This is a genomic window from Mycolicibacterium sp. XJ879 (genome assembly GCF_053483935.1).
Window position 1 is genome coordinate 198,670 of the sequence record NZ_JBEFTH010000001.1, and the last position, 20,430, is coordinate 219,099.

A 20,430-nucleotide genomic window follows, 5' to 3' on the forward strand; every position below is an offset into this window, starting at 1 on the left:
ACGTCGTGCACCTCAAGAGTCTGACGCTGAAGGGCTTCAAGTCCTTTGCTTCGCCCACGACTCTGCGTTTCGAACCGGGCATCACCTGTGTGGTCGGCCCCAACGGGTCGGGCAAGTCCAACGTGGTCGACGCGCTCACCTGGGTGATGGGCGAACAGGGCGCCAAGACGTTGCGTGGCGGCAAGATGGAAGACGTCATCTTCGCGGGCACGTCCTCACGGCCGCCGCTGGGCCGCGCCGAGGTGACCGTGACGATCGACAACTCCGACAACTCGCTGCCGATCGAGTACTCCGAGGTGTCGATCACCCGGCGGATGTTCCGCGACGGCGGAAGCGAATACGAGATCAACGGCAGCAGTTGCCGTTTGATGGATGTGCAGGAGCTGCTGTCGGATTCGGGCATCGGTCGCGAAATGCACGTCATCGTCGGCCAGGGCAAGCTCTCCGAGATCCTCGAATCGCGGCCGGAGGACCGGCGCGCGTTCATCGAGGAGGCCGCCGGTGTGCTCAAGCACCGCAAGCGCAAGGAGAAGGCGGTCCGCAAGCTCGACGCGATGTCGGCCAACCTGGACCGGTTGACCGATCTGACCACCGAACTGCGCAGACAGCTCAAACCGCTCGGCAGGCAAGCGGAAATGGCCCGGCGCGCCCAGACGATCCAGGCCGATCTGCGCGACGCTCGCCTGCGGCTGGCCGCCGACGACCTCGTCACCCGCCGCACCGAGTTCGACAACACCAACCAGGCCGAGACGACGCTGCGGCGCGAGCACGACGAGTTGAGCACCCGGCTCGAGGCCAAGACCGTCGAACTGGCCAACCACGAGTCGGCCGTCAACAGCCTGTCCGAGCGGGCCGACGCCGCACAGCAGACGTGGTTTTCGTTGTCGGCGCTGGCCGAGCGGGTCAGCGCGACGGTGCGCATCGCCAACGAGCGTGCGCAGTACCTCGACACCGAGCCCGACGGGTCCACCGGCCCCGACCCCGACGAACTGGACGTCCAGGCCGACCAGGTCGCCGCCGAGGAACGCCACCTGCTCAAGGAGCTCGAGGAGGCCCGGGCCACGCTGGAGGCGGCCCGCAGCGAACTCGCCGAGCGCGAAGAGGTGGCCGCCGAGGCCGAACAGGCGCACATGGCGGCCGCGCGCGCCGAGGCCGACCGTCGCGAGGGGGTGGCCCGGCTGGCCGGCCAGGTCGACACGATGCGCACCCGTGTGGAGTCGATCGACGAAACCGTGGCCCGGCTGAGCGCAGGTATCGACGAGGCGGCGGCGCGCGCCCAGCAGACGCAGGCCGAGTTCGAGACCGTGCAGGGCCGCGTCGGCGAACTCGACGCCGGCGAGGTGGGGCTGGACGAACACCACGACCGCACCGTGACCGCGCTGCGGCTCGCCGACGAACGGGTCACCGAACTGCAGGCCGCCGAGCGCGGCGCCGAACGCCAGGTCGCGTCGCTGCTGGCGCGCATCGAGGCGCTCTCGGTGGGTCTGGACCGCAAGGACGGGGCTGCTTGGCTGCAGGAAAACCGAAGCGGCGCAGGGCTGCTCGGGACAGTCGCGAACCTGCTCAAGGTGCGCGACGGTTATCAGGCGGCGGTGGCCGCCGCGCTGGGCGCCGCTGCGGACGCCGTGGCCGCTGAAGACGCCGGGGCGGCCCGTTCGGCCGTCGCCGCACTCAAGGAGTCGGACGCCGGGCGCGCGGCGATCGTGCTCAGCGATTGGGGTGCCCACACCCCGCCGCAGCGCGGGCAGCTGCCCGACGGCGTCGTGTGGGCGGTCGAGCTCGTCGAGGCGCCGCCGCGGCTTCAGGGCGCGGTCACCGCGATGCTGGCCGACGTCGCCGTGGTGGCCGATCTATCCGCGGCGCTCGATGTGGTCGGCTCCCGGCCGGAGCTGCGGGCAGTCACCACCGACGGCGACCTCGTCGGCGCCGGCTGGATCAGCGGCGGCTCCGATCGCAAGCCCAGTACGCTGGAGATCGCCTCGGAGGTGGACAAGGCCCGCGCTGAACTGGCCGCGGCCGAAAAGCAGGCAGGTGAGCTGTCGGCGGCGTTGGCCGGTGCGCTGGCCGAACAAGCGGCGCGCCGCGACGCCAGCGAGCAGGCGCTGGCCGCGCTCAACGAGTCCGACGCGGCGATCTCGGCGATCTACGAGCAGCTGGGCCGCCTCGGGCAGGACGCCCGCAGCGCCGACGACGAGTGGCAGCGGCTGATCAAGCAGCGCGACGAGCTGGAAGCCAACCGGTCGCGCACCGTCGAGGAACTCGTCGGGCTCGAGCAGCGGCTGCACAACGCGCAGCAGGAGCCGACGTTTGAATCCGAACCGGTGAACCGCCAGGATGCCATGGCCGCCGCCGAAGCTGCTCGCGCCGTCGAGGTTGAGGCGCGGCTCACGGTGCGGACGGCCGAAGAACGCGCCAACGCCGTTCGGGGCAAGGCGGATTCGCTGCGACGCGCTGCGGCCGCGGAGCGGGAGGCGCGGGTGCGCGCGCAGCGGGCCCGGGAAGCGCGCGCCCACGCCGCCAAGGTGGCCGCGGCTGTCGCAGAATCGGCACGCCTTGTCGCACAACGGCTCGGCGCGGTGGTGGCGGTGGCCTCGCGCGCCCGCGACGCGGTCGCCGAGGAACGTCAGCACCGCTCGGCCGCATTGACCAAGACCCGCGACGACGTCAACGAACTCACCGCCAAGATCAACGGCCTCACTGACGCACTGCACCGTGACGAGGTCGCCAAAGCCCAAGCGGCACTGCGGATCGAACAACTCGAAGAACACATCCTCGAACAGTTCGGGATGGCCACCGCCGACCTCATCGCCGAGTACGGGCCCGATGTGCCGTTGCCGCCGTCGGAGCTGGAGATGGCCGAGTACGAGCAGGCCCGCGAACGCGGGGAGCAGGTCACCGCACCGGCGCCGATGCCGTTCGACCGGCCCACCCAGGAGCGGCGCGCCAAGAAGGCCGAACGTGAGCTGGGCGAGTTGGGCCGGGTCAACCCGTTGGCGTTGGAGGAGTTCGCGGCGCTCGAGGAGCGCTACAACTTCCTGTCCACCCAACTCGAGGATGTCAAGGCGGCGCGCAAGGACCTGCTCGACGTCATCGAGGACGTCGACGACCGTATCCTGCAGGTGTTCACCGAGGCCTATACCGACGTGGAACGCGAGTTCCAGCAGGTTTTCTCGGCGTTGTTCCCCGGTGGTGAGGGCCGGCTGCTGCTCACCAACCCCGACGACATGCTGACCACCGGCATCGAGGTCGAGGCCCGCCCGCCGGGTAAGAAGATCAAGCGGCTGTCGCTGTTGTCGGGCGGGGAGAAGTCGCTGACCGCGGTGGCGATGCTGGTGGCGATCTTCCGGGCCCGGCCGTCGCCGTTCTATGTGATGGACGAGGTCGAGGCCGCGCTCGACGATGTGAACCTGCGTCGGCTGCTCGGGTTGTTCGAGCAGCTGCGGTCGCAGTCGCAGCTCATCGTCATCACCCATCAGAAGCCGACGATGGAGGTCGCCGACGCGTTGTACGGCGTCACGATGCGCGACGACGGCATCACCCAGGTGATCAGCCAGCGGATGCGTGGCCAGGAGCTGGTGGCCGCGACGAACTGACACACGAACCCGTCGTCGAGACGGACGTTTTGGTGGATTCCGCTCGCACCTTTCGACCAAAGCGTGCGTCTCGGCGCAACCAGGGGGCGGGCGGCACCCGCATCCGCCCTGAGACAATGGCGGCGTGACAGAAGGTTTGTGGATCGCGATCGCGGTCATCGCCGTACTGCTGGTTGCCGCGCTTGTCGTCGGGTTGGTGCGCTACCGGCGGCGACGGATCAGCCTGAAATCCGCAGACACCGCCACGCCGCTGGACCGCTCGGGCGGCTACACCGCGTCGTCGGGGTTCACGTTCTCCTCGGGCGCGGCGACCGCTGAGCCCGTCGAGCGGATCGACACCACCGGGCTGCCCGCCGTCGGCGACGACGCCACGATTCCGCGCGACGCGCCGAAGCGCTCGATCGCCGACGTGCAACTTCCCGAGCCCGCGCCACCGGTCGAAGAACCCGAAGCACCCGTCGAAGAACTCGAAGAGCCCGCGCCACCCGTCGAGGTGCCTTCCGCGCCGGCCGCGCCGGAACTCGAGGAGATCGCCCCACCGGAAGGCCGGCTGGAACGGCTGCGCGGACGGCTGGCCAAATCGCAGAACACGCTGGGCCGCAGCATGCTCGGCCTGCTCGGCGGCGGCGACCTCGACGAGGATTCCTGGGAAGAGGTCGAGGACACGCTGCTGATCGCCGACCTCGGCCCCGCCGTCACCGAGTCGGTCATCACCGCTTTGCGTTCGCGGATGGCCGCGGCTCGCATCCGCACCGAAGACGATGCCCGCGCCGTGCTGCGCGAGGTGCTCATCGAACAACTTCAGCCCGACCTCGACCGTTCGATCAAGGCGCTGCCGCACGCCGACAAACCGTCGGTGCTGCTGGTCGTCGGGGTCAACGGCACCGGAAAGACCACGACGGTCGGCAAGCTCGCCCGCGTTCTGGTCGCCGACGGACGCCGCGTCGTGCTCGGCGCGGCCGACACCTTCCGTGCCGCGGCGGCCGACCAGCTGCAGTCGTGGGCGTCGCGGGTGGGTGCGCAGGTGGTCCGCGGTGCCGAGGGCGCCGACCCCGCGTCGGTGGCGTTTGACGCCGTCGACGCCGGCATCGAGTCGGGCGCCGACGTCGTCGTCATCGACACCGCCGGACGGCTGCACACCAAGACCGGCCTGATGGACGAGCTCGGCAAGGTCAAACGTGTGGTGAGCCGCCGCACCCAGGTCGACGAGGTACTGCTGGTTCTCGACGCCACGATCGGTCAGAACGGGCTGCCGCAGGCGCGGGTGTTCGCCGAGGTCGTCGACATCACCGGGGTGGCGCTGACCAAGCTCGACGGCACCGCCAAGGGTGGCATCGTCTTCCGCGTCCAGCAGGAACTCGGTGTTCCGGTCAAGCTCGTCGGCCTGGGCGAAGGCCCCGACGACCTCGCGCCGTTCGAGCCCGCGGCGTTCGTCGACGCGCTCTTGGGCTGACGGCGCACCTGCCGGTGCCCGCCGGCGAAACATGAGCGTAACGATGTCCGCGGATGCGTTCACATCAACGAAACGCACACGCATCACCGGTGAAACGCCGGGCGCAGAGTCTCTTCGGGAGGCCCGATCTCTATCGGCCCACGTCCCAAGGAGGTTCACACAAAGTGCTTCTAGCCTTACCAGACGACGCGTTCGCGCCTTTCGGGCCCGGCGGGCTGAGTTCCGGCGATACCGCATGGGTGCTCACCGCTGCCGCGCTGGTGTTGTTCATGACACCGGGCCTGGCGTTTTTCTACGGCGGCCTATCCCGGCAGAAGTCCGTTCTCAACATGATGATGATGTCGTTCGGTTCCATCGGCGTCGTCAGCGTCATCTATGTGCTGTGGGGCTACTCGATGTCGTTCGCCTCGGCGCACACGGGTCAAAGTGACATCCTGGGCGTCTTCGACAACCCGTTTGCATTGTTCGGGTTGAGCCCCCTGCTCCAGACCCAAGAACTGGGCGCCGACACCCTTTATGTGGTCGGTGGGTTCGGCAGCGTGCCTGCGATCGTGTGGGCGGGTTTCCAGCTCACGTTCGCCGTGATCACCGTCGCCCTGATCAGCGGCGCGGTGGCCGAGCGGATGAAGTTCGAAACGTGGCTGGTGTTCGGCGCGATCTGGGTCACGCTGGTGTACTTCCCGCTGGCGCACATGGTTTGGGGTGGAGGACTGTTGTCGGGTACTGAAAACAGCATTGCCTCATGGCTATTCGGCTACGACGCGGATGCGGGTGCGGCCAACGTGGCGCCGATCGACTTCGCCGGCGGCACCGTGGTGCACATCAACGCCGGGATGGCTGCCCTGGTGTTGGCCCTGCTGCTGGGCAAACGACGGGGCTTCGGCAAGATGGCCTACCGCCCGCACAACATCCCATTCGTGATGCTCGGCGCCGCGATCCTGTGGTTCGGGTGGTTCGGCTTCAACGTGGGCTCAGAGGGTGCGGCCGACATGATCGCCGGCCAGGTCTGGGTGAACACCACGGCCGCAACAGCCGCCGCGATGCTCGGCTGGTTGCTGGTCGAACGTATCCGCGACGGCAAGCTGACGAGCGTGGGCGCGGCCTCCGGCATTGTCGCGGGACTCGTGGCGGTCACCCCGGCCTGCGGTGCACTGTCGCCGATCGGAGCGCTCATCCTCGGTGTGTTCGCCGGTGCGTTGTCGTCGCTGGCGGTCAGCCTGAAGTACAAGCTGGGTTACGACGATTCGCTCGACGTCGTCGGCGTGCACCTCGTCGCCGGCCTGTGGGGCACCATCGGCATCGGCCTGCTGGCCACCGAAACCGGCCTGTTCTACGGCGGCGGTATCCAACAGTTGGTGGTGCAGGCGGTAATCGCACTGGCCGCAGTGGTGTTCACTGGCATCATGACGGCGATCATCGCGTTCATCGTCAAGCCCATGGGGTGGCGGGTGAGTGCGGAGAACGAGGAAACTGGTATCGATGAGACCGAACACGCTGAAACGGCTTACGAGCTCGCCTGAGCGGCGACAATTTCATTGGAAGGGAACACCTACATGAGGCTGATTACGGCGATCGTCAAGCCGTTCACGCTCGAAGACGTCAAGACCGGGCTCGAGCAGACGGGCATTCTCGGGATGACCGTCAGCGAGGTTCAGGGGTATGGACGCCAGAAGGGTCACACCGAGGTGTACCGCGGCGCCGAATACTCCGTCGATTTCGTGCCGAAGGTGCGCGTCGAGGTCGTGGTCGAGGACTCGGCGGTGGACAAGGTGGTCGATGTCATCGTGCAGGCCGCACGCACCGGAAAGATCGGCGACGGGAAGGTGTGGGTCAGCCCCGTGGACACCGTGGTGCGGGTGCGCACCGGTGAGCGGGGGGCCGACGCCCTTTGAGCCGCATCTGAACTCACGAGGTCGTCGTCCGGCCACACACCGTAGGCATCGATTTGGTTGAGGCCGGAGAAGGACACCGATGACAGCGCAGACACCCGATCCCGCTCTCGGCGAGCCCACATGGGCGGCGCCGGGGGCGGGATCGGCTCGTCCGGCCACCGACCTCGTCGCCGCGTGCAAGCAGCTGCTCTCGGGTCCGACGCGCCAACTGGATTCGACCGCGCTGCGGGATGCGCTGCTGGAGCTGCACGAATTCTGGCTCAACGCAAAGGCAACCGAAATCGGGGTCACGCCATCCAGTGGCTTCGCCATCGTCGCGACCGGCGGGCTCGGACGCGGTGAGCTGGTGCCCTACTCCGACCTCGACCTGATGCTGCTGCACGACGACATGCCAGCCGACATCGTCGGAAAGGTCGCAGAGCTGTTGTGGTATCCGTTCTGGGACGCCAACATTCGTATCGACCACAGCGTGCGCACCGTCCGTGAGGCGTTGCGGGTCGCCGACACGGACATCTCGGCGGGTCTGGCGATGCTGGAAGCCCGCCACATCGCCGGGAATTCGGAGTTGGCGTCGGCGCTGGTCAGCGGCGCGCGCCGGCAGTGGCGCACCGGAATCGCCTCGCGGTTCGACGAACTCGTCGAACATACCCAGGCGCGATGGCAGCGCAGCGGTGAGATCGCGCACCGCGCTGAACCCGATCTCAAATGCGGCCGCGGCGGGTTACGCGACGTGCAACTGCTCAACGCGCTGGCCATCGCGCAATTGGCCGACGGCTACCCCAACCGGTCGTCGGCCTCACCGAGCGCGACGCTGGGCGAGGCGCACCTGGCGTTGCTCAACGTGCGCACCGAACTTCACCGGGCCGCAGGCCGTGGACGCCAGGTGCTGCTGGCCCAGCACGCCGACGAGATCGGCGCCGCGTTGCAGATCGGGGACCGGTTCGATTTGGCGCGGATGCTGTCCGACGCCGCACGCACCATCAGCTTCTATGTGGAGACCGGGCTGCGCACCGCAGCCAACGCGCTGCCGCGCCGTGGTCTCGCGGCGTTCCGCAGGCCTGCGCGTCGTCCCCTCGACGAAGGCGTCATCGAGTTCGCCGGCGAGGTGATCCTGGCCCGCGACGCCCGTCCGCAGCGCGACCCCGGCCTGGTGCTGCGGGTGGCGGCCGCCTCGGCCACCACCGGCCTGCCGATGGCGGCGTCCACGCTGGGGCGGCTGGCCGAGACGGCGCCTGAACTGCGCGCGCCCTGGCCGCGCCAGGCGCTCAAAGACCTGCTGGTGATCCTGGGCGCAGGGTCGGCCACCGTGACGACCATCGAGGCGCTGGACCGCACCGGCCTGTGGGGCCGGCTGTTCCCGGAGTGGGGTGCGGTGCGCGACCTTCCGCCGCGCGACGTCGTGCACATCTGGACCGTCGACCGACATCTGGTCGAAACCGTCTCGCGCGCAAGCGCGTTCACCACCCGGGTGTCGCGTCCGGACCTGCTGGTCCTCGGTGCGCTGTGCCACGACATCGGCAAAGGCCGCGGCGGCGACCACAGCGTCATCGGCGCAGAGCTGGCCGTGCAGATCGGCACCCGGCTGGGTTTGCGGCCCTCAGACGTCGAAACGCTGTCGAAGATGGTGCGCTACCACCTGCTGCTCGCGCATACCGCGACCCGACGCGATCTGGCCGATCCCAGGGTCATCGCCTCGGTGGTCGACGCGCTCGACGGTGACCCGGTGCTGCTGGAACTGTTGCACGTGCTCGCCGAGGCGGACTCGCAGGCCACCGGACCGGGCGTGTGGGGTGATTGGAAAGCCGCCCTGATCGGCGACCTGGTGCGGCGCTGCCGGCTGGTGATGGCCGGCCAGCCGCTGCCGCAACCCGATCCCATTGATCCGCACCATGTTTCGTTAGCAGCCGACGCCGGTGTGCACGTCGAGCTGGTGGCCGGCGACAGCCCGCACGTCTACCAGGTCACGATGATCGCGCCCGACCGGCGCGGGCTGTTGTCGAAGGCGGCCGGTGTGCTGGCGCTCAACTCGCTGCGCGTGCATTCCGCGTCGGTCAACGGCCTTTCCGGTTCGGCGATCAACACCTTCGTCGTATCCCCGCATTTCGGCTCGCCGCCGTCCGCGGAGTTGCTGCGACAGCAGCTCGTCCTCGCGCTCGACGGAGACCTCGACGTGCTGGGGTCGCTGGACCGCCGCGAAAGCGACGCCGCGCATCACGGGACCGCCAGGGCCGGGCAGGCGACGGCCGCCGTGCCCATCAACCACGTCACCGCACCACCGCGGATCCTGTGGTCTGACGGCGCCGCGCCGGGGGAGCAGGTGGTCCAGGTCCGCAGCATCGACCGCACCGGCCTGCTGGCGAGGCTGACGGCCGTGTTCGAACGCGACGGTGTCGACATCGCCTGGGCCAAGGTCACCACGCTGGGGTCGTCGGTGGTCGATGTGTTCGGCGTCACCGGCGACGTCGCCGCCCGCGCCGACATCGAACGCGAGCTGTATGCGGTGCTACCCGCCCCGCCCGTCAAAGCGGTGCCCGAGGCCGGCTGAGCCCGCCGATGCACTAGTTCGGCGGTGGACCGGCGACGTCGGGGTGCAGGTAGGCCGGTCCCGGCAGCCCGAGGCGACGCATCGCCAGCCCGGTCAGCGCCTCGAAGATGGCTCGTCGCGCGTTCATGGTCGTGGTGTAGCCCGGGTCGAGGTGTGGGGCGACCTCGACGACCTCCATTCCCACCACCGGCGTTTCATGACAGATCCGCCGGATGGCAGGTAGCAGTTCGCGGTTGGTCAGACCGGGTGGCTCCGGGGTTCCGGTGCCGGGCGCGAACGCGGGATCCAACACGTCGATGTCCAGCGACAGGTACAGGTATTCCGGTCCGTCCAACGCTTCGCTGATCGCCTGTTCGAGCACGGTGTCGAAGCCACGCCGGTCGATCTCGGCCATGAAGTGTGTGCGAAGCCCGTTTTCCCGCATCCACGCGAACAACGCGTCATCGGGTGCGACGGCGCTGCGCAGCCCGATCTGGATGAAGTTGCGTCCCGGGATGTGCTCGTCGTCGATCAACCGCCGAATGGGCGTGCCGTGCGACGCCAGGTGGCCGACGAGGTCGTTGGCGCAGTCGGGATGGGCGTCGAAGTGCACGACGCCGACCTTGCCCGGCCCGTACACGTCGGCCAGGGCCGCGGCGTTGGGCCACAGGATCGAGTGGTCCCCGCCGAGCACGATCGGGACCGCGTTCACTTCGGCGATCTCGCGGACCAGTGAGCGGACCGGCTCCATCGAGTTCTCGATGCTCAACGGGTCCACTGCCGCATCCCCGTAGTCGACGACCGTGAGCACCTCGAACGGGTGCACCCGGGTGCTGTCGTTGACGAGCATCCCCGGCGTGTGGGCCAGCACCCGCTCGTCGGCGCGGATCCCACGCGGCCCGAACGCCGCACCGCGATGGCCCATCGACATGTCAACGGGTGCGCCGAGCACCGCCACGTCGACGGCTCCGGCGCGCAGATCGTCCTGGTTGAGGCACAGCGGCAAACCGAACAGGGTGGCGATGCCGGCGTAGGCGGGAGCGAACTGGTAGCGCTGCAGGTTGATCGGACCCGGCTCGCGGTGCGGATCCCTCGAGCGGTCTACGGGCGCCCGCCAAACCTCTCCCGACAGATCCATGCCAGTCTCCCCATGTAGTTGCCGGTCCGTGCGCCAGCAGAACCTACGCGACAACCGCCGCGAAGTCTCGTATTCGGCGTCGGCAGCGAGTCGAACCGATGAGGCGCGCTCCGATGGTGTCGGCGGATGCCAAGTAGTCTTGGCCTCGTGTTTGAATCGCTGTCCGACCGATTGACCGGCGCCCTGACGGGGCTGCGCGGCAAGGGCCGGCTGACCGACGCCGATATCGACGCGACGGCCCGCGAGATCCGGCTGGCGTTGCTGGAAGCCGACGTGTCGCTGCCCGTCGTGCGCAACTTCGTGACCCGCATCAAGGAGCGCGCCAAGGGTGCGGAGGTGTCCGCCGCGCTCAACCCTGCTCAGCAGGTCGTCAAGATCGTCAACGAGGAACTGATCGCGATCCTCGGCGGCGAGACGCGTCAGCTCGCGTTCGCCAAGACCCCGCCGACCGTCATCATGCTCGCCGGTCTGCAAGGCTCCGGTAAGACGACGCTGGCCGGCAAGCTTGCGAAATGGTTGAAGGACCAAGGTCATACCCCACTCCTGGTGGCATGTGACCTGCAGCGTCCCGGCGCGGTCAACCAGCTGCAGATCGTCGGCGAACGCGCCGGCGTGCAGGTGTTCGCGCCGCACCCCGGCGTGGGGCCCGACGGCCAGGAGAACGCCGCGCCCGGCGATCCGGTCGCCGTCGCCGCGGCCGGGCTGGAGGAAGCCAAGACCAAGCTCTACGACGTCGTGATCGTCGACACCGCGGGCCGCCTTGGCATCGACGATGAGCTGATGAGCCAGGCCGCGGCGATCCGCGAGGCCGTCGACCCCGACGAAGTGATCTTCGTGCTCGACGCGATGATCGGCCAGGACGCCGTCACCACCGCCGAGGCGTTCCGTGCGGGGGTCGGCTTCACCGGGGTGGTGCTGACCAAGCTCGACGGCGACGCTCGCGGCGGCGCCGCGCTTTCGGTGCGCGAGATCACCGGCGTACCGATCCTGTTCGCCTCCGCCGGGGAGAAGCTCGAGGACTTCGACGTCTTCCACCCCGACCGGATGGCCAGCCGCATCCTGGGCATGGGCGATGTGCTCACCCTGATCGAGCAGGCCGAACAGGTCTTCGACGCGCAGAAGGCCGAGGAGGCCGCGCACAAGATCGGCAGTGGCGAGTTGACGCTCGAGGACTTCCTCGAGCAGATGCTGGCCATCCGCAAGATGGGCCCGATCGGCAACCTGCTGGGGATGCTGCCCGGGGCTGGTCAGATGAAGGACGCGCTGGCCGCCGTCGACGACAGGCAACTGGACCGGCTGCAGGCCATCATCCGCGGCATGACGCCCGAGGAGCGCGCGGACCCGAAGATCATCAATGGGTCGCGCCGGCTGCGCATCGCCAACGGATCCGGCGTGACCGTCGGCGAGGTCAACCAGCTCGTCGAGCGCTTCTTCGAGGCCCGCAAGATGATGTCGCAGATGGCCGGGCAGATGGGTATGCCGTTCGGCCGCAAGAACTCTCGCAAGGGCGGCAAGAAGGGCAAGAAGGGCAAGAAGGGCGGTAGGGGGCCGACGCCACCGAAGACGCGCAACCCGCTGGGCGCCGGGATGCCGGGGCTGCCCGCGGGCTTCCCGGACCTGTCGGAGATGCCCAAGGGGCTCGACGAGTTACCGCCCGGGCTCGCCGACATCGACCTGTCGAAGCTGAAGTTCCCGAAGAATTGACCCGTCTGCATGTGCGCGGGCGGGGGCTGCCCGACGACGAACCGGTCGAGTGGTGGGTCATCAACGGTGTGCTGAGCGCCGAGCCGGTCGCCGACGCCACGACGGTGTTTGACGGCGGCTGGATCCTGCCCGGCCTGGTCGACGCGCACTGCCACGTCGGCCTCGGTGACCACGGGGCGCTGGACAATCTCGACGACTGCGTCGCGCAGGCCGAGCTCGAACGTGACGTCGGCGCGCTGCTGTTGCGGGACTGCGGTTCGCCCATCGACACCCGGGCCCTTGCCGACCACGACGATCTGCCGGAGATCATCCGCGCGGGCCGCCACCTCGCTCGGCCCAAGCGCTATCAGCGCGGGTTCGCGATCGAACTCGACGACGAGTGGGCACTGCCCGACGCGGTGGCCGAACAGGCCAGGTTCGGCGACGGCTGGGTCAAGCTCGTCGGCGACTGGATCGACCGCGACGTCGGCGATCTGGCGCCGTTGTGGTCCGACGACGTGCTCACGGCCGCCATCGACGCCGCCCACGCCAACGGCGCCCGCGTCACCGCGCACGTGTTCAGCGAGGACGCGCTGCCGGGGTTGATAAAGGCCGGCATCGACTGCATCGAGCACGGCACCGGGCTGACCGACGACACCATCGAGTTGATGGTCGAACACGGCACCGCGCTGGTGCCGACGCTGATCAACGTCGAGAACTTTCCCGGCATCGCCGCGGCCGCCGCCAAATATCCCGCCTATGCCCAGCACATGCGCGACCTCTACGAGCGGTGTTCGGCGCGGATCGGCGCGGCCCGCGAGGCGGGAGTGCCGATCTATGCGGGCACCGATGCGGGCAGCATGGTCGCCCACGGCCGTATCGCCGACGAGATCGACGCGCTCACAGGTATCGGGATGAGCCCGACGCAGGCGCTGGGCGCGGCGTGCTGGGACGCCCGCGAATGGCTGGGCCGGCCGGGCCTGCAACACGGGGCGCCGGCGGACCTGGTGTGCTTTCGCGAGGATCCACGCACCGGCGCGGCGGTCGTCAACCACCCCGATCTGGTGGTTCTGCGCGGCGTCACCGTCTAGCGCGAGCAGACACAGAATGGCCGATTCTTGGCCAGATTTGCACGCTTCTGCGTCTGGTCGCCGAGGAAACGGTCACCGGTACTGGCTGAAGCCCCAGTCCAGCAGCTCGATGGCCTGCCCGTAGAGATCCCCGCTGCCGTACAGCTGCGCCACCACGAGCCGGCGCCCATCGCGTTGGGCCGCACCGACATAGGTCTTGCGGGCGAGGTTGGTGTAGCCGGTCTTGCCAACCAGCGTGCCGGGATAGCGCTTGAGCAGTTCGTTCTGGTTGGTGATGGTCTTGGGCCCGTTGTCGGTGGGAAACAGCGACGACGGCTGGCGCACGATCGCCGCGAACGCCGGATACCGCAGCGCCGCGCGGTAGATGACGGCCAGATCGTTGGCGGTGGTGGCCGATTCCATCCCCGGCCCATCCAGACCCGACGGTGAGGAGGCGCGGGTGGCGCGCGCGCCCAGCGCCGCGGCTTTGGCGTTCATCCGCGCGACCGCGACACGGTAGCCACCGAGCCCGTCGGCCAGCGTGTTCGCGGCATCGTTACCTGATACCAGCATCAGACCGTCGAGCAGCTGACGCACCGTGTACAGCCGGCCGGCTTTGACGCCGGCGCAGGAGCATTCGACGTCGGCGGCGGCCTGGCTGGCGCGGATCACCGCGTTGAGCGGTAGGTGGTCGAGCACGACCATCGCCAGCAACGCCTTGATGGTGCTGGCCGGTGGATGCGACGCATATGGGTTGCGGGAGGCCAGGATTCGGCCGTTGTCGAGGTCGGCGAGCACCCACGCCTGCGCCGGCCCGCCCGGAAGCGTGACGGCGCCCGACGGTTCGACGCCGGGCTGCGCGGGCGCCGGGGTTGCCATGACCACGGCTGCCGACAGCGTAATGGCCAACGCGGCCAGCAGCTTTCGCATGGGCGCCGAGCGTATTCACCGCGGTCGCCGTCGCGGTCTCGAAAGTGTTGCGATTCGGCAACTTTCGTGGCGCAGGCAGCGGTTTCTATTCGGCCAGCAGACACAGAAGGCCCCAGAACGCGCCTCGAAGAGGGGCTTCTGCGTCTGCTCGCGCGGAGAGTGAGCTGGTTACAGGTAGCCGATGCTCTTGTTCGGGTCCAGTGCGAAACCCCAGTCGAACAGGTTGGCGGCCTGGTCCCAGTAGGTCGGCTGCCCGGGTTTGTCCATGCCGAACATCAACGCCACGACCAGCCGGCGGCCGTCACGTTCGGCGGCGCCGACGAACGTCTTGCGGGCGATGTCGGTGAAGCCGGTCTTGCCGCCGATGGTGCCGGGGTAGCGCTCGAGCAGCTCGTCCTGGTTGACCAGCACGCGGTCGCCGTTCTTGGTCGGGAACACAGCGGTCGGCTGCCGGGTGATCTGGGCGAACACCGGGTTGGCCATCGCGGCGCGGAAGATCACCGCCAAGTCGTGCGGTGAGGACCACATCGCGACGCCGGGACCGTCCAGCCCCGACGGTGACCCGGCATTGGTGCCGTAGGCGCCGAGCAACGCGGCCTTGGCGTTCATCTTCGTCAACGCGACGTCATGGCCGCCGAGCATGGTGGCCAACGTGTTGGCCGCGTCGTTGCCCGACACCAACAGCAGCGCCTCGAGAAGCTGACGCGTGGTGTAGACCATGCCGGGCGTCACACCCGCGCAGTTGCACTCGACCTTGGTGTCGGCCTCGTTGGCGACGATGGTGGCGTCCAGCGGCAGCTCGTCGAGCACGGTCAGCGCCAACAGCACCTTGATGGTGCTGGCGGGGGCGTACTGGCCGTACTCGTCGCGGGCGGCGAGCACGGCGCCGGTGTCCATGTCGGCGATGAGCCAGGCCTGCGCTGGGCCCTCCGGGATGGGCACCGAACCCGCGGGTTGCTCGACGCCGAGCGGCGCGGCAATCACCGTCGCGGACTGTCCGAGGAGCAGACACAGGGCGGCCGTGAAGCCGATCAACAGCCTTCGCATGGGCAGGCAGCTTAGTCGTGTTGAATCGACCCATGTTGAGCCTGGAAGAGATTTCGGATCGGTTGGAGATCCAGCAGCTGCTGATCGACTACTCGACGGCCATCGACCAACGCCGGTTCGACGACCTCGATCGTGTGTTCACCTCAGATGCCTACATCGACTACCGGGCGATGGGCGGCATCGACGGCCACTATCCGCAAGTCAAAGCGTGGCTGGCCGACGTGCTGCCGAACTTCCCGGCCTATGCCCACATGTTGGGCAACTTCGAGGTCCGCATCGCCGGTGACACCGCGTCGTCGCGGACCATCTGCTTCAACCCGATGGTGATGGGCGGGGAACAGGGCCAGATCCTGTTCTGCGGCCTCTGGTACGACGACGAGTTCGTCCGCACCTCGCAGGGCTGGCGGATGACCCGGCGGGTCGAGACCAAGTGCTTCGACAAGCTGGTGTGACCCGATGAGCGACGAGCGGGTCCGCACCATCGAGCGGGCGCTGGGCCTCACCGATCTGACGGAGCTGACGGCGGCGGTGCGCGCGTTGACGCCGTCGGAGGCCGTCGAGGTGCTCGAGCGCCACGACAGCACCGATCGCGCCGTGCTGTACCGGCTGCTCGCCAAGGATCAGGCGCTGCGGGTGTTCGAAGCGTTGGATCCGAGCCTGCAGAGCGACCTGGTGCGCGCGCTGCAGGACGACGACGATGTCGCGGCCTTGTTCGCCGGTCTGGAACCCGATGACCGGGTGGAGCTGCTCGATGAGCTGCCCGCATCGGTCGCACGACGGCTGATGCGGGGGCTCCCTGCGCCCGAACGCGATATGACAGCCGGCATCCTCGGCTATCCGCCGGGGTCGATCGGCAGGCGGATGAGCCCGGAGTTCGTCGCGCTGCGCACGGATCTGACTGCCGGGCAAGCGCTCTCGGCGGTTCGCCAGCGCCTGGCCGACGCCGAGACCGTGTACACGCTGCCCGTGACCGACGACCAGCGCGCCGTCGTGGGCATCGTCAGCCTGCGCGACCTGATGAGCGCAGCGCCCGACACGCCGATCCGCGACATCATGCAGCACGCGTACTTTGCGCGGGCCACCGACAGCGCCGAGGAAGCGGCGCGGCGGTGCGCTGATCTGAAGCTGCTCGCGCTTCCGGTGGTCGACAAGGAGTCGCGGCTGGTCGGCATCCTCACCGTGGACGACGCGCTGCGCATTCTGGAATCCGCCGAGACCGAGGACCAAGCCCGTATCGGCGGCACCGAACCATTGCGGCGCCCCTACCTGGCCAGCCCGGTCGGCGCGCTGGTGCGCGCCCGCGTGGTCTGGCTACTGGTGCTGGCTATCGGCGCGACGCTCACGGTGCAGGTGCTGTCGGTTTTCGAAGGCACGCTGAGCGAGGTGGTGGCGTTGGCCCTGTTCGTACCGTTGCTGATCGGCACCGGAGGTAACACCGGTAATCAAGCCGCCACGACGGTGACGCGGGCGCTGGCGCTGGGTGACGTCGGTCCCCGCGATATCGCCAAGGTGCTGGCACGCGAGTTCAAGGTCGGGGTCTCGCTCGGTTTGTTGCTCGGCGCGGTGGCGTTTCTGCTGACCACCGCGGTCTATGACCGCCAGCTGGGCACGGTGATCGGGCTGACCCTGCTGGCGGTGTGCACGATGGCCGCCACGGTCGGCGGCGCGATGCCGTTGCTGGCCCGTGCCGTTCGCGCTGATCCGGCGGTGTTCTCAAATCCGTTCATCACCACGTTCGTCGACGCCACCGGGCTGCTGATGTACTTCCTGATCGCCAGGGCCGTTCTGGGCATCTGACCGATTTCCGCTGGATCGCCCGGTTCTGGCACAATGGGCGGCTGTCTGCCCACGGCCACGGCCGTGCGGCGGTCACACACGTAAGGCAAAACCGGACCCGGGCATCCCGCCCAGGTTGCTGAATTGCCAGCGTGGCAATCACAGGAGAAGTCGCTTAACCATGGCTGTCAAGATCAAGCTCACCCGGCTTGGCAAGATCCGCAATCCCCAGTACCGCATCTCCGTCGCCGACGCGCGCACCCGGCGCGACGGCCGCGCGATCGAGGTCATCGGCCGGTACCACCCGAAGGAAGACCCCAGCCTCATCGAGATCGACTCGGAGCGGGCCCAGTACTGGCTCAGCGTCGGCGCCCAGCCCACCGAACCGGTGCTGGCGCTGCTGAAGATCACCGGCGACTGGCAGAAGTTCAAGGGTCTGCCCGGCGCCGAGGGCTCGCTGAAGGTCAAGGAACCCAAGCCCAGCAAGCTGGACCTGTTCAACGCCGCGCTGGCCGAGGCCGAGGGCGGCCCCAGCACTGAGGCCACCCAGCCCAAGAAGAAGAAGGCGCCCGCCGCCAAGAAGGCGGCGGACAAGGCGAGCGAGGAGTCGGCCAAGAAGGCGGTCGAAGCCGAGGCCACCGCCGATCCGTCCGGCGCCAAGGACGCATCTGAGGCGGCAGCTGAAGGCGCCGACGCCACCACGGCCGGCGCCGCGGAGAACGCCGCAGGCGAGTCCGCGCCGGCCGAGAGCTGAGCGCGGCCGTGAGCTCAGTCGTCGTCGACGCCGTCGAGCATCTGGTGCGCGGAATCGTGGACAACCCCGACGATGTCCGCGTCGACATGGTCACCAGCCGGCGCGGCCGCACCGTCGAGGTGCATGTCCACCCCGATGACCTCGGCAAGGTGATCGGGCGCGGGGGCCGCACCGCGACCGCGCTGCGCACGCTGGTTGCCGGGATCGGCGGTCGGGGCATCCGCGTCGACGTGGTGGACACCGACCAGTAGACGCTTCCATGGACCTGGTTGTCGGGCGGGTCGCCAAGGCGCACGGCGTCGCAGGCGAGCTCGTCGTCGAGGTCCGCACCGACGATCCCGACGAGCGGTTCGTTCCCGGTGCGTCGCTGCGCGGCCGGCCCCCCAAAGGCGGATCCGAACAGCGCTACGAAATCGAATCGGTACGCCCGCACGGCAATCGGCTGCTGGTGCGCCTCGTCGGGGTGAGCGACCGCAACGGCGCAGACGCATTGCGGGGCACCCTTTTCCTGGTGAACGCAGCCGAACTGCCGCCCATCGATGACCCCGACGAGTTCTACGACCATCAACTCGAAGGGTTGGCTGTCCGCACCACCGACGGCGCGCACGTCGGCGCGGTCGCCGAGGTGCTACACACCGCCGCAGGCGAACTGCTCGCGGTACGGGACGGCGACCGAGAGATACTGGTGCCGTTCGTGAGCGCGATCGTGACGTCGGTGTCGCTGGCCGACGGTGTGGTCGAGATCGACCCGCCCGAGGGCCTGCTGGAGCTGGGCTGATGCGCATTGATGTGGTGACCATATTTCCCGACTATCTCGACCCGCTGCGACAATCGTTGCCCGGCAAGGCGATCGACGCCGGCATCGTCGCGTTCGCGGTGCACGATCTGCGGCGCTGGACCCACGACGTGCACCGGTCCGTCGACGACACGCCCTACGGCGGTGGCCCCGGCATGGTGATGAAGGCCACGGTCTGGGGCGATGCACTCGACGAAATATGTTCGCCGGAAACGCTTCTGGTGGTGCCGACCCCGGCAGGTCGGCTGTTCACCCAGCGGGATGCGCAACGTTGGAGCGCCGAGAAGCACCTGGTGTTCGCCTGCGGGCGCTACGAGGGCATCGACCAGCGCGTCGTGGAGGATGCAGCGCGCCGGATGCGGGTGGAGGAAGTGTCGGTCGGTGACTACGTGCTACCCGGCGGTGAATCGGCGGCGCTGGTGATGATCGAAAGTGTCGTACGCCTGCTACCCGAGGTTCTGGGCAATCCCGCGTCACACCAAGAAGATTCGCATTCCGACGGCTTGCTGGAGGGGCCAAGCTATACCCGGCCACCGAGCTGGCGCGGCCTCGACGTGCCCGAGGTCCTGCTGTCGGGGGATCACGCCAAGATCGCGGCCTGGCGCCGCGAGCAGAGCCTGCAGCGCACGCGGGAGCGCCGCCCGGACCTGCTCGACTAGTTGATCTGGCCGCCGGGGAACATCGTCTTGACGGCCTCGGTGATGGTGTTGCGCGCGGTCGCGTCGTCGGTGGGGTGCATCGAGCCGATCGCCATCACGTAACGTCGGTCCGGCCCGATCACGCCCGTCGACAGGTGCACCCAGTTCCCGGCGTCCCAGCAGCAGAACCAGCCCTGTTTGACCGCGACGGGTTCGGCGTAGAGCCCGTCGGGGATGCCGAACCGCTGCGGATACACGCCGCCGGGCACGGTGCCGTCCGGCGCGGTCGGGGTGTGCTCCGCCAGGGCGGACAGGATGACGTCGGCCTGCTCGGACGGCAACCCGCCGGCGCCGGAAAGCAACATGTCGTAGTAGCGGACCAGGTCGGGTGTCGTGCTCAAGGTGTTGTACCAGCGCCCGTTGTAGGGCGCGGTGGTGGCGTTCAGGCCGTAGCGGTCCTTGATCCGGGCGATGACGTCACTGCCGCCGCTGCGATTCCAGAAGACCTCGGCCGCGCTGTCGTCGGACGCCCGCAACATGACGTCGAGGGACTCGCGGTCCTCTGGGGACAGTTGTGTCTTGCCCTCGGCCACCTGCAACAGCAGGTCGTCGGCGATGAACACCTTGACCACCGACGCGATCGGCATCGCCATGGCGTTGCCGTTGGAGACCACCTGACCGGTGTTGCGATCGAGCACGGTGACCGTGATGTCGGCGCCGGCCGCGGCAGCGGCCGCGGTGGCCTGCTCGGTCCGCTCTTGCAGCCCCTCGAACGACGCGGGGAGTTCGCCGGGCGGGGCTTCCGGGAGCGGAGCCATGCGGCCCTGCGGCGCGATGACGACAACGGGGGCTTCGGCGGGCGGGGGAGGCGTGCCGTACACCTTGGCCTCGCATCCCGAACACCCGAGCACCGCAACGCTGGTCGCCGCTAGCGCCGTGACCAGCTTCGACGGCAACCGTCGCATTGCCCTCCTTCGCGGCTCGCCCGCACCATCGGCACCCATCTCAGCGCCATACCCTCTGTCAGGCAGCCTAACCGCGACGGCGCCCAACTGCTCGGCCGACATCGCCACGTCCCGGCGACCTGGCCACGGCATTCACCGGATTTCAGAGATCCGACGCCCATCTGGCACAAT

17 protein-coding genes are annotated in these 20,430 nt (G+C 68.7%); 13 read left to right on the forward strand and 4 right to left on the reverse strand.

What is annotated here, in order from left to right; all coding sequences use genetic code 11:
- Positions 1-5: 5 nt before the first annotated feature.
- The 5 genes from smc (at position 6) to ABQF13_RS01020 (ending at position 9,483) form a co-directional block, all read left to right on the forward strand.
- Positions 6-3,593 carry a chromosome segregation protein SMC gene (gene smc, locus ABQF13_RS01000; protein ID WP_448390792.1) on the forward strand — a complete coding sequence of 1,196 codons (3,588 nt, stop codon included), beginning with the start codon at positions 6-8 and terminating at the stop codon, positions 3,591-3,593.
- Positions 3,594-3,717: 124 nt separating this feature from the next.
- Positions 3,718-5,046: a signal recognition particle-docking protein FtsY gene (gene ftsY, locus ABQF13_RS01005; RefSeq protein WP_448390793.1), complete on the forward strand. Its 1,329-nt coding sequence runs from the start codon at positions 3,718-3,720 to the stop codon at positions 5,044-5,046.
- A 164-nt stretch (positions 5,047-5,210) separates the two neighbouring features.
- Positions 5,211-6,566, forward strand: a complete 1,356-nt coding sequence (locus ABQF13_RS01010) for an ammonium transporter (RefSeq protein WP_448390794.1) — start codon at positions 5,211-5,213, stop codon at positions 6,564-6,566.
- 33 nt (positions 6,567-6,599) lie between these two features.
- Positions 6,600-6,938, forward strand: a complete 339-nt coding sequence (locus tag ABQF13_RS01015; RefSeq protein ID WP_448390795.1) for a P-II family nitrogen regulator — start codon at positions 6,600-6,602, stop codon at positions 6,936-6,938.
- Positions 6,939-7,017: 79 nt separating this feature from the next.
- Complete coding sequence (locus ABQF13_RS01020; protein ID WP_448390796.1) at positions 7,018-9,483, forward strand: [protein-PII] uridylyltransferase; 2,466 nt, start codon at positions 7,018-7,020, stop codon at positions 9,481-9,483.
- Between the two features lie 13 nt (positions 9,484-9,496).
- Here ABQF13_RS01020 and ABQF13_RS01025 read toward each other — a convergent pair whose 3' ends face one another.
- Positions 9,497-10,600 (reverse strand): agmatinase family protein, encoded by a 1,104-nt coding sequence (locus tag ABQF13_RS01025; RefSeq protein ID WP_448390798.1) that lies wholly within the window; start codon positions 10,598-10,600, stop codon positions 9,497-9,499.
- A 147-nt stretch (positions 10,601-10,747) separates the two neighbouring features.
- Here ABQF13_RS01025 and ffh point away from each other — a divergent pair, with 147 nt between their 5' ends.
- Together ffh and ABQF13_RS01035 are read left to right on the forward strand one after the other, a co-directional pair.
- The gene (gene ffh, locus ABQF13_RS01030; protein WP_448390799.1) at positions 10,748-12,304 is read left to right on the forward strand and encodes a signal recognition particle protein; all 1,557 of its coding nucleotides are present in this window, start codon (positions 10,748-10,750) and stop codon (positions 12,302-12,304) included.
- Positions 12,301-13,374 (forward strand): metal-dependent hydrolase family protein, encoded by a 1,074-nt coding sequence (locus ABQF13_RS01035; RefSeq protein ID WP_448390800.1) that lies wholly within the window; start codon positions 12,301-12,303, stop codon positions 13,372-13,374. The genes ffh and ABQF13_RS01035 overlap by 4 nt, the downstream gene beginning before the upstream one ends.
- Before the next feature lie 72 nt (positions 13,375-13,446).
- On the opposite strand, the gene ABQF13_RS01040 is transcribed toward ABQF13_RS01035, so the two are convergent.
- Positions 13,447-14,283 carry a D-alanyl-D-alanine carboxypeptidase family protein gene (locus ABQF13_RS01040; RefSeq protein WP_448390801.1) on the reverse strand — a complete coding sequence of 279 codons (837 nt, stop codon included), beginning with the start codon at positions 14,281-14,283 and terminating at the stop codon, positions 13,447-13,449.
- A 168-nt stretch (positions 14,284-14,451) separates the two neighbouring features.
- Positions 14,452-15,330: a D-alanyl-D-alanine carboxypeptidase family protein gene (locus ABQF13_RS01045; protein WP_448390803.1), complete on the reverse strand. Its 879-nt coding sequence runs from the start codon at positions 15,328-15,330 to the stop codon at positions 14,452-14,454.
- 32 nt (positions 15,331-15,362) lie between these two features.
- Here ABQF13_RS01045 and ABQF13_RS01050 point away from each other — a divergent pair, with 32 nt between their 5' ends.
- The 6 genes from ABQF13_RS01050 (at position 15,363) to trmD (ending at position 19,315) form a co-directional block, all read left to right on the forward strand.
- On the forward strand, positions 15,363-15,782 hold the full coding sequence (locus ABQF13_RS01050; RefSeq protein WP_448390804.1) for a nuclear transport factor 2 family protein: 420 nt from the start codon (positions 15,363-15,365) through the stop codon (positions 15,780-15,782).
- A 4-nt stretch (positions 15,783-15,786) separates the two neighbouring features.
- Positions 15,787-17,127, forward strand: coding sequence for a magnesium transporter (mgtE, locus tag ABQF13_RS01055; RefSeq protein WP_448390805.1), 1,341 nt, complete (start codon positions 15,787-15,789; stop codon positions 17,125-17,127).
- 160 nt (positions 17,128-17,287) lie between these two features.
- Positions 17,288-17,860 carry a 30S ribosomal protein S16 gene (gene rpsP / locus ABQF13_RS01060; protein WP_448390806.1) on the forward strand — a complete coding sequence of 191 codons (573 nt, stop codon included), beginning with the start codon at positions 17,288-17,290 and terminating at the stop codon, positions 17,858-17,860.
- Positions 17,861-17,868: 8 nt separating this feature from the next.
- A complete protein-coding gene (locus ABQF13_RS01065; protein ID WP_003881089.1) occupies positions 17,869-18,111 on the forward strand; it encodes an RNA-binding protein in 243 nt (80 codons plus the stop codon).
- 8 nt (positions 18,112-18,119) lie between these two features.
- Positions 18,120-18,638 carry a ribosome maturation factor RimM gene (rimM, locus tag ABQF13_RS01070; RefSeq protein ID WP_448390807.1) on the forward strand — a complete coding sequence of 173 codons (519 nt, stop codon included), beginning with the start codon at positions 18,120-18,122 and terminating at the stop codon, positions 18,636-18,638.
- Positions 18,638-19,315, forward strand: coding sequence for a tRNA (guanosine(37)-N1)-methyltransferase TrmD (gene trmD, locus ABQF13_RS01075; RefSeq protein ID WP_448390808.1), 678 nt, complete (start codon positions 18,638-18,640; stop codon positions 19,313-19,315). Before rimM ends, trmD begins: the two co-directional genes overlap by 1 nt.
- On the opposite strand, the gene ABQF13_RS01080 is transcribed toward trmD, so the two are convergent.
- A complete protein-coding gene (locus ABQF13_RS01080; RefSeq protein ID WP_448390809.1) occupies positions 19,312-20,259 on the reverse strand; it encodes a serine hydrolase in 948 nt (315 codons plus the stop codon). The two genes, trmD and ABQF13_RS01080, sit on opposite strands and share 4 nt — an antisense overlap.
- Positions 20,260-20,430: the final 171 nt, after the last annotated feature.

Coding starts and splice junctions, on each gene's coding strand:
- ABQF13_RS01040 (WP_448390801.1), bottom strand. CDS start 14,283: ATGCGAAAGCTGCTGGCCGCGTTGGCCATTACGCTGTCGGCAGCCGTG.
- ABQF13_RS01015 (WP_448390795.1), top strand. CDS start 6,600: ATGAGGCTGATTACGGCGATCGTCAAGCCGTTCACGCTCGAAGACGTC.
- ABQF13_RS01050 (WP_448390804.1), top strand. CDS start 15,363: ATGTTGAGCCTGGAAGAGATTTCGGATCGGTTGGAGATCCAGCAGCTG.
- rpsP (WP_448390806.1), top strand. CDS start 17,288: ATGGCTGTCAAGATCAAGCTCACCCGGCTTGGCAAGATCCGCAATCCC.
- mgtE (WP_448390805.1), top strand. CDS start 15,787: ATGAGCGACGAGCGGGTCCGCACCATCGAGCGGGCGCTGGGCCTCACC.
- ABQF13_RS01020 (WP_448390796.1), top strand. CDS start 7,018: ATGACAGCGCAGACACCCGATCCCGCTCTCGGCGAGCCCACATGGGCG.
- trmD (WP_448390808.1), top strand. CDS start 18,638: ATGCGCATTGATGTGGTGACCATATTTCCCGACTATCTCGACCCGCTG.
- rimM (WP_448390807.1), top strand. CDS start 18,120: ATGGACCTGGTTGTCGGGCGGGTCGCCAAGGCGCACGGCGTCGCAGGC.
- ABQF13_RS01025 (WP_448390798.1), bottom strand. CDS start 10,600: ATGGATCTGTCGGGAGAGGTTTGGCGGGCGCCCGTAGACCGCTCGAGG.
- ABQF13_RS01080 (WP_448390809.1), bottom strand. CDS start 20,259: ATGCGACGGTTGCCGTCGAAGCTGGTCACGGCGCTAGCGGCGACCAGC.
- ABQF13_RS01045 (WP_448390803.1), bottom strand. CDS start 15,330: ATGCGAAGGCTGTTGATCGGCTTCACGGCCGCCCTGTGTCTGCTCCTC.